This window comes from Streptomyces graminofaciens, assembly GCF_030294945.1.
In the GTDB taxonomy this organism is placed as follows: domain Bacteria; phylum Actinomycetota; class Actinomycetes; order Streptomycetales; family Streptomycetaceae; genus Streptomyces; species Streptomyces graminofaciens.
This window is the reverse complement of sequence record NZ_AP018448.1, coordinates 242,670-254,972: the sequence shown is the minus strand read 5'-3', so window position 1 is coordinate 254,972 and position 12,303 is coordinate 242,670. Positions and strand designations below refer to the sequence as shown.

7 protein-coding genes and 1 pseudogene are annotated in these 12,303 nt (G+C 69.3%); 2 read left to right on the top strand and 6 right to left on the bottom strand.

Annotation, left to right across the window (positions count from 1 at the left end; all coding sequences use genetic code 11):
• Positions 1–115: 115 nt before the first annotated feature.
• A complete protein-coding gene (locus tag SGFS_RS01260) occupies positions 116–1,018 on the bottom strand; it encodes a transposase family protein (protein ID WP_286246902.1) in 903 nt (300 codons plus the stop codon).
• A 168-nt stretch (positions 1,019–1,186) separates the two neighbouring features.
• Between SGFS_RS01260 and SGFS_RS01255 the strand changes: the two genes are divergently transcribed.
• Positions 1,187–2,350, top strand: coding sequence for a pentapeptide repeat-containing protein (locus SGFS_RS01255; RefSeq protein ID WP_286246900.1), 1,164 nt, complete (start codon positions 1,187–1,189; stop codon positions 2,348–2,350).
• A gap of 131 nt (positions 2,351–2,481) precedes the next feature.
• Here the strand turns inward: SGFS_RS01255 and SGFS_RS01250 are convergent, their stop codons facing one another.
• Positions 2,482–4,137, bottom strand: coding sequence for an IS4 family transposase (locus SGFS_RS01250; protein WP_286246898.1), 1,656 nt, complete (start codon positions 4,135–4,137; stop codon positions 2,482–2,484).
• Between the two features lie 165 nt (positions 4,138–4,302).
• On the opposite strand from SGFS_RS01250, the gene SGFS_RS01245 reads away from it, so the two are divergent.
• On the top strand, positions 4,303–5,997 hold the full coding sequence (locus tag SGFS_RS01245) for an ISAzo13 family transposase (RefSeq protein ID WP_286246895.1): 1,695 nt from the start codon (positions 4,303–4,305) through the stop codon (positions 5,995–5,997).
• A 369-nt stretch (positions 5,998–6,366) separates the two neighbouring features.
• On the opposite strand, the gene SGFS_RS01240 is transcribed toward SGFS_RS01245, so the two are convergent.
• From SGFS_RS01240 to SGFS_RS01220, 4 genes and pseudogenes are all read right to left on the bottom strand, one after another.
• Positions 6,367–9,909: a SpoIIE family protein phosphatase gene (locus SGFS_RS01240; protein WP_286246893.1), complete on the bottom strand. Its 3,543-nt coding sequence runs from the start codon at positions 9,907–9,909 to the stop codon at positions 6,367–6,369.
• Positions 9,910–10,475: 566 nt separating this feature from the next.
• A pseudogene (locus tag SGFS_RS51675) lies at positions 10,476–11,331 on the bottom strand (IS5 family transposase).
• A gap of 38 nt (positions 11,332–11,369) precedes the next feature.
• On the bottom strand, positions 11,370–11,687 hold the full coding sequence (locus SGFS_RS01225) for a RacP protein (RefSeq protein WP_286246890.1): 318 nt from the start codon (positions 11,685–11,687) through the stop codon (positions 11,370–11,372).
• Positions 11,675–12,271: a DUF6192 family protein gene (locus tag SGFS_RS01220; protein ID WP_286246889.1), complete on the bottom strand. Its 597-nt coding sequence runs from the start codon at positions 12,269–12,271 to the stop codon at positions 11,675–11,677. The genes SGFS_RS01225 and SGFS_RS01220 overlap by 13 nt, the downstream gene beginning before the upstream one ends.
• Positions 12,272–12,303 lie beyond the last annotated feature (32 nt).

The window sequence follows — 12,303 nt, the reverse complement described above, 5'->3', positions numbered from 1 at the left end:
CTGTGCCAGGGGCGGCGAGCTCCGTTCGGGGGGCTTGACCCAAGGCCGGGTAGTTACAGCCTTGGGAGCGATTGAGTTCGGGGCGTGCTGGCCTGGCGGGTTGGCTGGTGGGTGATCAGCAGGCGGCCTGCCGGGCGAGCACCAGCTCAGTGCTCGCCTTGCGGCGGGTCGCCCGCCGGGCGGAGCGGTCAGAGACCAGGGTGGCGATCGCGAGGTGAGTCTCGGCGTAGGTCTCGCGGCGGCCGGTGAACCGCTGCAGGGGCCGCCACTGCTTGTACTCGGCATTGGTGTGCTCCACACAGATCCGCGCGGAGGACTGGCGGCGTCGCTGCTCGCGCCAGGCGTGGTGCTCGCCCAGCGGCGCGTCGTCCTTCGGCTTCTTCGGCGGGGCACTGACCTGGCCGGGGAACTCGTTGGCCAGGCCCCGGTAGCCCTCGTCGACTACAGCCTTGACCTTGGGGTGCCGGAGGAACTGCTCGGCGATGCCCTCGGTGCGCACGGCGGTCTGGTCGTGCATGCGGCCCGGCCGGACCACGCCGCTGAACAGGGTGCGACCCTGCGGGTCACTGAAGGTGGTGGTCTTGATGGTGTTCTGCTTCTTCTTGCCGGAGACGAACGCCTTGCGGCCGGAGCGGTGGGCGCGGGGGCGGCGGACCTGCACTTCGGTGCCGTCGATGCGCAGGTCAACGCCCTCCGTGCCGGCGTAGGCGAACAGGTCCTCCAGCGTGCGCAGCCGCACCCCCGGCCGGTCCGGGACGGCGAAGCCGCGGGCCGCCAGCAGCGGGCGGACCTCGCGAATCGCTCCGGAGACGGTGGAGCGGTCCACTGCGTACAACTCGGCTAGAGCGGCGTGCGGGATCCCAAGCCGCAGGTGGACCAGCGTGACCAGAAGTCGGTCGACGAAGACCAGGCGCTGCTTGGGCCCGGCGCCGGCCGCCCGTCTCCGGTCTCCGCCACGCCGCTCGTGTAGCGCCGACTCCCGCGCGGCCTGCCATCGGGGCGCGAGTTCTTTGAGCAACTCGCCGAAGTGTGCGCGCGGGACCCCGGACAGGGCAGGATGGGAACAGGCCGCACGGGCCCAAATAAACCTCACAACTTACCCAACCCGTAAGGCCGTTCTCATGTCACGGGCCAGTGCCACAGCACTCTTGATCGTTTACTGAGTGGAGCCTAGGCTCCTGTGCCCATGGAGATGGGGGAACCGGACCGCGGGCGGCGGGCATGGCGCGACGGGCTGGTCAGGCGTCGTGCAGCCGTGGCTCTGCTGGCCGGGGCGGCGGGGCTGGTCGTTCTAGGCACGGTGTTCGTCGTACTGCCGGGTGTGGTGGTCGACCACGATCTCGCCGGGGCGAGCGTCGCCGCACAGGATCGACTGAAGGCGGTGAACGATGTCCGTACGACGCTTCTGCAGGTGGTCGGCGGCCTGGTCGTGCTCTTCGGCGCGTACGCCACCTGGCGGCAACTGCGGGTGAGTCAGGACGGTTTGCGCGCCACCCAGGAGGGCTACGTCACCGACCGATTCAGCCGGGCCGTCGACCAGCTCGGCAGCGACAAGCTGGATGTGCGCATCGGCGGGTTGCACGCGCTGTGGCGGATCGCCGAGCAGTCCGCCCGCGACCGGGAGGCCATCATCTCCATCCAGGCCGCGTATCTGCGTACGCACCTGCCCTGGCCACCCGCCGGGCCGGAATCACCGGCGGCAGACGTGCCCATCAACGACATCGCACCCCTGGAGACTCGCGCCGCCGACGCCCAGGTGGCGCTGACCGCGCTCGGCGTGCTGTGCCAGCACCGGGAGCAGTCCTGGGTCAATCTCAGCATCACCGACTTGCGCCGGGCCGACTGCGACGGACTCTGGTTCCCCGAGGTCAACTTCGACCGCGCTTGCCTGGAGGCCGCGGGCCTGTACCACGCCAATCTGACCCAGGCGTCCCTGGTCTCGGTCAACCTGCGGCACGCCGACCTCACGACTGCGATTCTCCGCCGGGCTCGCTGCATTCTGGCCGACCTACGGGGCGCGAAGCTGGTCGAAACCGACTTGCGTGACGCCGACTTCACTGAGACCGACCTGCGCGAGGCGAACCTGCGCAAGGCCGTCGCCCACGGAGCGGTCTTCCAACGCGCTGATCTCCGCATGGCCGACTTGCGCGGCACCGACTTGAGCACCGCCAACCTTGTCGAAGCACGCCTGACCGGCGCCGTGGCCAGCGAGCACACCCGCTGGCCCGCCGACTTCGACCACACGGCCGCCGGAGTCGTCGACACCGATGACCCTGGCCCCGAGCCCTCGCCCCTACTCCAGCCCCCGGGGATGACGTGGCAGGCGCCACCGCTGCGGTCCACTCCCTGACCAAGACACGCCGGTCAAGACAGCGGCGACCGCGATCCGCCTGACGGCACCACTCCTCCTCAGCGGCGTCCTGATCGCGCAGGGGCCCAGACCGCCAGGCAGATCCGGGGCTGGTATCGCTCCCAAGGTCGTTAGCGTATTTCCGCTGGTGGCAAGAGGGTTGAGCGAGTTCTCGGGCTGCTGTAGGTGGCGGGGCCGGTCTTGGCGATGTGTCCGTTTACGGCCCATCTATCGAGCTGTCGGTACATCGTGCCGAGGGTGATGTCGCCGAGGTGGCGGGCGAGGTCGCGGGTGTGCCACTGGCGGTCGGGTTCTGCATGAAGGAGGTCCAGGACGCGCTGTCTGCGCCGGTCGGCGGCCGGTGTGTGCCGATCGTCGTGCGAGACGGTGGGCAGGTCGGGATCGGGTTCGAGGATGGTGACGTCGAGGTCGGTGACCAGGCGGCTTGTGTCGGGGCGGCCGTCGTCTTGGCGTTCGGCGTACCGGGAGACCGGTGACCTGACTTTTCGGGTGCTGATGCGGGGGCGCCGGTGCGGGAGGAGCCCGGCCAGGACCCGGTTGCCGATGACGCCGGTGGTGCGGTTGCCCAGGGCGTCGGGCTTGATGACGTCGGCGGCCTGGACCACGAGGTCGCGGGCGGTCTGGATGGCTATGGTGAAGCCGCAGCGGTCCGGGTCGGTGCCCGGCCGGGACTCGGCGGCCTCCACCATCACGGTCCGAAGTGCCTGGTAGAGGGCGAGTAGGGCCCACATCTCCTGCTCGACCCCGACCGGGTCGCCCGAACGCAGGACCCGGCCGTCTGTGATCGTGTGACGCAGAGCAAAATACGCCGACTCGTGCTCCCACCGCTGGTGGTAAAGGGCAACGAGGGCCGGGGCGGGGTAACGACGAGCATCGGTCAGCGTCGTGACCAGCCGGTAGGAGTTGGTGAACGAGCAGTCGTCATAGGCCACGGTGATCTGCGCTTCCACGACGCGTACCGGGACGGTGCCGATGACCGAGAGGTAGGAGCCATCGGTGAGTCGGCTCAGGACCGGGGTGCGTCGGTTGGCGCGCAGTCGGCCCAGGAAACTGGCTCCGGTGTCGTGCACGGCGGCGAGGAAGGCGCTGGCGTCGAAACCCTTGTCCCACAGGACCAGCATGCCGGGGCCCAGGTGGTGCAGGAGCCTGCGAGCGTAGGAGGTCTCCCCGTCGCTGGGAGTGCCGAACACGGCGCCGATCAGGGCACGGGTGCCGGTCTCCACCAGGGTCATCAGTTCCAGCATCGGATACCCGCCACGGCTGCCGGGTCCGAACCACTCCACGTTGCGCTCGGTATCGGGGAGCTTGATCGAGGTGCAGCCGTCGAAGGAGACCATTCGGAACGGCCCGAACCGCACTCCGGGAGTCACCGGCTGGGCGAGCGGGCCGGCCAGGGTCTCGAACACGCGCTTCATCGGTTCTGCACCGAGCCGTCTGCGCAGGTCACGTAAGGCTTTCGCAGTTGGCTCCGCGACCTCGATCCCGACGCCCGTAAGGGCTGCGGTCAGCTTGTGCCAGACCAGCCGGTAGCCGACCTCCGGGAACAGGCACATCGCGAGAAGGAAGTAGACCCCGACCCGCGAGGGCAGATCCCGTAACCGGCGCTGCACGCAACGGGTTTCATCCAGAACGGCATCGACGAGGTCGAACGGTATGACCTGCGTCAACTCGCCCAGATGACCGGGCGCGAACCGCCCCTCGGCCACGATGAACTCACGGGTGACCCTCGCCAGACCGGGTGGCAGGACACAATGACGCGTGGGCAACGGGGCTCCTCAACGGCCGGAAGTCTTGGCGGACTACCTGACCAACGCGGCCCCGATGCCCGCGTTCCTACCCGACACCGAACTCCCCTGCCACCAGCGGAAATACGCTAAGGGCTTGCCGGGAAACAAGCCGTCGCTTCCGGCTCCGAGGCTCGTTGCCATGGTATGGGGAGTCCGGAGGGGATCGAAGCGGCCCTGGCCGCGAAGTTCGCGATGCTGTTCCCGCATCTCGATGAGCGGCAGCGGCGGCTGGCCATAGGAGCAGAAGCACGGTCGCTGGGCCATGGAGGCATCAGGCTCGTCGCTCGTGCGGCCGGAGTCCGGGAGGGCACCGTGTCGTGCGGGGTGTCTGAACTGGAGTCCGGCGAGGCGCCGTTGGGGCGGGTGCGCCGGTCCGGCGGAGGCCGCAAGCGTGCGGTGGACCTGGATCCGGGCCTTCGGCCCGCGTTGCTGGCCTTGGTGGAACCGGATGTACGCGGAGACCCGATGTCGCCGCTGCGCTGGACGACGAAGTCGACCCGGCAACTGGCTGCCGAGCTGACCCGGCAGGGGCACCGGGTCTCGGCGGACACTGTGGCGGCCGTGCTGCGCGAGGAGGGCTTCAGTCTCCAGGGCAACGCCAAGACCATCGAAGGTGCCCAGCACCCGGACCGCGATGCGCAGTTCCGCTATATCAACGACCAGGCCAAGGACTTCCAGGCCGCCGGAGACCCGGTGATCAGCGTGGACACCAAGAAGAAGGAGTTGGTCGGCAACTACAAGAAAGCCGGCCACGAGTGGCGTCGCGAAGGCGATCCGGTCCGGGTTCGCACCCACGACTTTCCCGATGCCGATCTGGGCAAGGCGATCCCATACGGGATCTACGACCTGACCGCGGACACGGGCTGGGCCAACGTCGGCACCGACCACGACACCGCAGCCTTCGCCGTCGCCTCCGTCCGCCGCTGGTGGCACGCGGTTGGGCGCGACACCTACCCGCGCTCGCACCGCCTGCTGATCACTGCGGACGCGGGCGGTTCCAACGGCTACCGCACCCGGGCCTGGAAGTTCGAGCTGGCCGCGCTGGCTGTCGAGACCGGCCTGGAGATCACCGTGTGTCACTTTCCTCCGGGCACATCTAAGTGGAACCGAATCGAGCACCGACTGTTCTCCCACATCACGATGAACTGGCGAGGCAGGCCGCTGACCAGCCATGAAGTCATCGTGAACAGCATCGCAGCGACCACCACCCGCACGGGACTGACAGTCCGCGCCGAACTCGACACCGCCCTCTACGAGACCGGCGTCCGCATCAGTGACGGGCAGCTGAACGCCCTGCCACTGAGCCGCCATGACTGGCACGGCGACTGGAACTACACCCTCCACCCCCAGGAACACCGCCGGGACGGCGTCCTTCCGATCCCGCCCCAGAACGAAGCCGGCCCCGGCCGCGGCTGGCTGACCCATCCCGCCCTCACCGGCATCCCGCAGGAGCAGTGGGACTCGCTGGTCACCGAGCTGGCAGCGGCCCGCGCGGCTCAGCGGGAAGCAGACCTCCAACAGCGACGCGGCGGCGACCGGCAGAAGACCCCTGCCGCTGGCCTCTACCCCGGTCGACGCCCCGGCCTCACCCTCGTCGACCGACTCCTGGCCACCATCCTCTACCAGCGGTTCAAGCTCCCCCAGGTCGTCATCGCCCCGCTCTTCACCGTGACACCCGTGACCCTCAACCGGGCCATCAGCCAAACCCGTCGGCTCCTCCACGACATCGGACACTCCATCGAACCCGCCGAGACGCCGTTGGCCACCTTCGACGACCTCACCGACCTCACCAAACACCTCGGCATCTCCAAACCGGAGATCAAGACGGCGAGTTATTGATCTGCAAGCCCTAACTACCCGGCCTTGGGTCAAGGCCCTTCCTTCATGCACATACCGTAGGTCGTGGGGTGGAGGTGTGACCTGTCCGAAGCCCGAGAGTAAGCGCACTGCGTCACGGGATCGGCGGCCCTCCTGAGGTGTTGCTGAAACTCATCGACATTTCCAGCTTCGAAACCACCCGACCGTTGCTGGAACACATCGACAGTCGTTGATGCCCTTCATCAACATACTCAGCCCAGGGCTGGGGAACCGGTTCGTAGAAACCCCACTGGTGCCTGCTCGTTGGGCTGGCATGAGTAACGACATTGCTCGGACGGCCCGCGAACTGGCGAAGAGCATCGCACTTTCACCCTCCGTCAGCCAGCGCGATCAGGTGGGGCGAAGCGATGGTTCGGCGGTGGCGGCGAGCAGGGCCGTGTCGTCGTCGACCCGATCGGGCGTGCCCAGCAGCTCCAGGGCTCGCTCGGTGATCCGCTGGGGGTCATCGGTGCGGGCGGCGGCGGGCAGCGCGCCGCAGGCATCGCGCAGGGCCGCCAGGCCGACGTCCAGGGGCAGCACCCGGTTCTCCACCAGGCCGTCGGTGTATAGCAGCAGGCTGGTGCCGGGCGGGAACTCCACCTCGCGGTCGACCGGCTCGCTGCTCCCCAGTCCCAGCGGCAGCGCCGGGGGGACCTCCAGGTAGGCGGTCCGCTCGCCCGCCACCAGCAGGGGCGGCAGATGCCCGCTGGCGGCGTAGCGCAGGCGGTGGCGGCAGGGGTCGTAGACCGCGTACAGGCAGGTGGCGAAGCGCTCGGTATCGAGCGACTGCAGGTAGGCATCCAGTCTGGTCAGCACCTCGGCCGGGCTGGCGCCCTTCAGCGCGAGGCTGTGCAGGGCGGAGCGGAGTTGGCCCATCACGGTGGCGGCTTCCACGTCGTGGCCCATGACGTCGCCGATGGCCAGCCCCACGGCGTCACCGGGCAGGGCGAGCACGTCGTACCAGTCGCCGCCGACCTCGGCGCCGCGGGTGCCGGCCTGATAGTGGGTGGCCAGCCGCATCCCGGGCAGCCGGGGCAGGCTGCGGGGCAGCAGGGCTCGCTGCAGAGTCAGAGCGAGTCGGCGCTCGTTGTGGTATCGGGTGGCGTTGTCGTAGGCCAGGGACAGGCGGTGGGCGAGGTTCTCCAAATATTTGTGTTCGACCGCGGAGTAGCCGTCGGTGTGCCGAGCGAGGACGAGTGCCCCCAGGACTTGGTCGCGGGAGCGCAGCGGCAGGGCCAGCACGGTGGCGGGCGCCGGGTCCTGAGGGGCGGGCGTGCCGTGCATCGCGTGGGTTGCTGCGGTTGCGAGTACCTCGCGGGCCAGGCGGGGGGTGCCAGCGGTGTACGCCGGGCTGGTCCGAGTATCGGCAGGGGTGGTGAGCGAGCGGCCTGCGGGGGAGGGGTCGGCGAGGTGGACGCTGAGCTGGTCAGCAAGGTGGGGCACCAGTATGTCGCCGACGGTGTGCAGCACCTGGCGGGGTTCGAGAGTGGCGGACAGTTGCAGGCCTGCGTCGGCCAGGGAGGCCAGCATGGACAGCTGGTTGCGGGTCTCGGCCAGGACCTGTTCGCGAAGCCGGGAAAGTTCCAACCCCGTGCGGACCCGAGCCAGCAGCTGGCGCGCGGAGAAGGGCTTGGCCAGGTAGTCGTCGGCACCGGCGCGTCGGCCCTGCACGGATTCCTCCTCGCTGGCGCGGGCGGTGAGCAAGACGATGGGCAGGCGGGCGGTGCGCGGGTCGGCGCGCAACGCCCGGACCAGCTCAAAGCCATCCATGCGGGGCATCATCACGTCGCTGAGCACCAGCTCCACCGGCTGTGCCAGCACCGTCTCCAAAGCGGCCCGGCCGTCGGCGGCGAGCAGTACCTCGTACTCCGGCTGCAGCAGCCGGGTGAGGTAGGCGCGCATATCGGCGTTGTCATCGACGACCAGCAGCCGGGCCCGGTCAGGGCGGCCGGTTTCGTGCCTGCCGGGGCCGTCGGGGGCGTCGTGGGTCGCGGGGGCGTGCGGGGTGAGAGCCGGGCGAGGAGCAGCGGCGGGAACGGGGTCAGCCGCCAGCCAGCCCCGCGCTTCGTTGACATAGGCCGCGGCGCGGGCGGTCCTGCAGCCTTCGCTTCCCCCGGGGGGCACCGCGCGTGGGACGGGCTGATCCATGAAAGGCCGGGACGGGGTGGTGAAGGAGAGGTCCACGGTGACGGTGGTGCCCCGGCCCGGCCAGCTGTCCACCCCGACGGTGCCGCCGTGCAGTTCCACCAGGTCCTTCACCAATACCAGACCGAGGCCGCTGCCCTCGTGGGAGCGGGAGCGGGCGCCGCGGACCCGGTGGAAGCGCTCGAACAGGCGCGGCAGCTCATCTGCGGGGATGCCGGTGCCGGTATCGGCCACGGTCAGCCGAGCCCGGTCGCCGACCGCGGCCACCCGCACCCGGGCGCCGCCGGTGAAGGTGAACTTCAGCGCGTTGCTGAGCAGGTTCAGGACGACCTTCTCCCACATGTCCCGGTCGAGGGAGACCGGCTTCGGCAGCGGTGGGCAGTCCACCTCCAGCTTCAGCCCGGCCGCCTCGAAGGCGGAGCGGAACACCCCGGCCAGCTCGGCCGTGGCACCGGCGAGGTCGACCGGCTCGAACGTCCCCCGCACCTGCCCGGCCTCGGCCCTGGCGACGTCCAGCAGGGTGTTGACCTGTTTCAGCAGGCGCAGGGCGCCCCGCTCGGCCAGCTCCAGCTGCTCGCGCCGCTCGGGCCGGTCCTCCTCGGCCAGGGCCTGCTGGATTGGGCCCAGGAGCAGGGTGAGCGGGGTGCGGAACTCGTGGCTGACGTTGGCGAAGAAGGTGGTCTTGGCCCGGTCCAGCTCGGCCAGCGCCTCCGCCCGCTGGCGCTGCTCCTCCTGGGCAAGCGCGGCTGACAGCGCCCCGGCCACGGCGGAGCCGAACACCTCCAAAAAGTCCCGGTAGGCCCCGGCCGGGGGGAAGCAGGGGTTGACGCCCACCACCAGCACGCCCTCCACCCGGCCTGCGCAGCGCAGCGGCAGGGCCAGCGCCCGCTCGACCGCGACCGGGAGCTGGCGGCCCCCGACGTGCTGCCCGGCCGTGCCGCCGCCGAACGTGGTGGCCGCCAGCGTGGCCGGGGCACCGTCGGCGACCACCTGCGCCAGCCGGGCAGCCGCCTCCGCCCCGCCGACCGCGAGCAGGGGGACGGTCTCGGGCGCCCGCCGGGGCTGGTCCGGCAGGCCGGCGGAGGCCGCCAGCCGCAGCACCCCTGGCTCGGCGGTCAGGTACAGGCCCAGAAATGGGACCTCCTCGGGGTAGCCGCCCGCCACCTCGGCAACCACGCGGGCGACCTCGCCCGGAGTGGGCAGTCCGGCGGTGCGCGTGCCGGTCTCGCTCAGCAGCCGCAGCCGGCGCTCGCCCAGCACCCGGCCGGTGGTCTCGGTGATGATCTGCAGCACGCCGCCGACAGTGCCGTCCTCCAGCAGCACGGGCTGGAAGCCGACGTCGAAGTAGCACTGCTCCAAAAAGCCGTGGCGCTCCATGATGAGCGGCTCATCCGAGATCAGCAGGGGCTTGCGGGTGCCGGTCACATATTGGAAGTGGGAACGCCCGGAGTCCCAGAGCTCGGGGAACGCCTCCCGGAAGGGCCTGCCGAGCGCCCCGGGGTGCTTGGCGCCGAGGCCGCATGTGGAGCTTAGGTTGTACAGCGTGGTGAATTCAGCGCCCCAGTACAGAGCCATCCCCTGCTCAGAGGCGATCATGAGGCGTAGGGTTTCCACCAGCCGCGCCGGCCAGGACTCGGGGGGCCCGAGCGGCGTCGCCGCCCAGTCGATCCCGGCCAGGACTTCGCCGAAGGCGCCGCCTTCGGCGAACACCCGGGCCGCCGCGGTGCGTGGGTCATCGGGCCGGGTCATCGAGGAACCTTCCTCCTGACGCCTATGTGATCCGTCCGCGACGCCTCATGGACGCGGACAGATGAGGGGTCACCAGGCTGCGGAGCGTGCCACGGACCTCCCGGGCATACCGAACGCCGGAACCGACGGTTCTGGCTATGTTTCTGCCCCAATTGCAAGGTTAGGACAATTAAAGACAATTTGCCCAGTAGTGTGCTCCTGCCGTCGCACGGCGACCGTCGACTCGTAGTCTCTGTGGGCGGCCGACACCGTCTGCGCCGACACCCGGGGCTGGGAGGGCCGGAAGGAGGCGGGGGCCCGCAAACGGGGCATCGCCACCGACGTCCTCGGCCTGGCCATCGCGGTCGTCGTGGCCGCGGCGATTGCACCTTGGAAAGCGTTCCAGAGTGCACGTGGTGACGTGTCCCGACGACGGCCGTAACGTTCCCTACCGCCTGACAGGCGAGTCATCGTCCTGACCTGCACGAACATGCCTGCACGCCAGATAACTGTAGCGGCGGGACCGGGACGACGCCCCATGCCGCCCGACGACTGCTGATCAGCAAGTTGGACTTGTCTGCCTCAGATCACGCGGGTTGAACAGTTCCTGCCGGTCGGGGTGCTGCCGATGTGGGGTAGGCGGTCTGGCGGGTGAGGCGACGTGTCATAAGGGTGATGGCGGCGAGGGTGAGCATCGCCTCGGAGTGCTCGGGCCGGGTCTCGTAGTCGCGCGCGTTCCTGCAGGCGTGGAGCCACCACGCCAGACTGCGCTCTACCACTCAACGTCGTGGTAGGAGAACGAAGCCCTTCGCCCCTTCGGGCCTGCTCACGGTCTTGACCGTCAGGTTGAGTAAGGACTTGGCCCAGTCGACCAGCGTTCCGCCGTAGATCGAATCGGCCCAGACGACGGCGATCTGCGGGTGCATGAGACGCAGCCGGAGGAGAACCTCCTTGGCCGCGACGGCGTCGTGGGTGTCGGCCGGCGTGACCATGACGAACAGCAGCAGCCCTTTCATGTCGACGACGATATGTCTCTTCCGGCCCGGGATTTTCTTGCCCGGATCGAATCCGGACGTGGATCTCGGGACGGTAGCGGCGACCTTGACGGACTGTGAATCGATCACTGCGGCCACGGGGTGCGGGGAGGTCCCCATGGCGCGGCGGACCCGGCGCCGGAGCCGGTCACGGATGAGATTGAAGATGCAAGCCGCGCGCCACCGGCTGAGAACCCGAAGACTGTCTGGAAGGGCGGGAAGTCCGCGGGCAGGGCCCGCCACTTGCAGCCCGTATCCACCACATACCGAATGGCGTCCACGACCGCGCGGCGAGGCCACTTCTCAGGGCGGAGCCCGTGGACAACTGGCAGGCGGGAGTGGGCAGTAGAGGCTCCAGCAGGGCCCACTCTCCGATGCTGGTGTCCGAGGGATAGCGGCGTTTTCGCATCCCGTGCTCCTCAGTACCCGTCCCTGCGGAGGCGGGTATCAGGCAATCAGGTCGAGGGTGGACTCGACGGAGTTGAGCTGGGCAACCATGTGGCGGACCCACTTGTCCTCGGGGGCGAGTGCGGCGTGCGGGGTGACCGTGCCCGTGATCAGCCTGCGGATCTCGGTCAGTTTCTCGCGGATCACTCCCACTTCGTATGCCTGGAGGACGTCGCCGTCGGCGGTGAACTGGTAGCCGTCGGCGCGTGTGTAGATGAGGGGTGGCCAGCCCTTCTTCGCGATGACGTGGCGCAGCATGGCGAGCCCGGAGCGGACCTGGCTGCGGGTCAGTTCGGTGGCACGCATCAGCTGCGGCATGTGCAGGCCGGCGGGGCGGGCTTGGTCAGCTCCTCGTCCATGTCCAGATGGCCGCTGTCGACGGCGGTGACAATCCACTCGCAGGTCGCCCGGACACGGTCGACGTTCTTGTGGATCACCTCACGCTCGTCCTCGGACAAGCGGCGTCCGCGCATCTGCGGCACCAGGCGGCCGGTCGCGGCCACGAACTTGTGGCAGGCCCCGATCAGATCCAGGAATTCGATCGTCCGGTCGAGCTGCCTCACTACCGGCGCGACCGGGCTCTCCGGCCGCCCGGGAACCGGCTCGCCCTCGTCTGCCTGGCGCCACCGGTCGGTCTGCGCCTTGTTGAGCCACAGGTGGTCCTCCCCGGTCGCCGGCCGGTACAGCCGGGCGGAGCCGACGTTCTTCAGCCTCGGCAACAGGCTGAAGCCGAGCATGTGGGCGAAGGCGAACCCGACGATCGAGGCACCGTGGGTGTCGGTGTAATGGCGGTCGATCTCCATGTCGCTGCAGTGCCGCAGTACACCCTCGATCATGGCCGCGACCTCGGAGGCCGAACAGGACTTCAGCTGGCTGTAGACACAGACCGACTTGCGTTCCATACCAATAAATCATCACGCCGGGGCCCCGGTAG

What these genes read in the sequence shown, in the direction of transcription:
- SGFS_RS01245 (WP_286246895.1), top strand. Translation starts at nt 4,303, where the DNA reads ATGGGGAGTCCGGAGGGGATCGAAGCGGCCCTGGCCGCGAAGTTCGCG.
- SGFS_RS01220 (WP_286246889.1), bottom strand. Translation starts at nt 12,271, where the DNA reads ATGGAACGCAAGTCGGTCTGTGTCTACAGCCAGCTGAAGTCCTGTTCG.
- SGFS_RS01255 (WP_286246900.1), top strand. Translation starts at nt 1,187, where the DNA reads ATGGAGATGGGGGAACCGGACCGCGGGCGGCGGGCATGGCGCGACGGG.
- SGFS_RS01225 (WP_286246890.1), bottom strand. Translation starts at nt 11,687, where the DNA reads ATGCCGCAGCTGATGCGTGCCACCGAACTGACCCGCAGCCAGGTCCGC.
- SGFS_RS01240 (WP_286246893.1), bottom strand. Translation starts at nt 9,909, where the DNA reads ATGACCCGGCCCGATGACCCACGCACCGCGGCGGCCCGGGTGTTCGCC.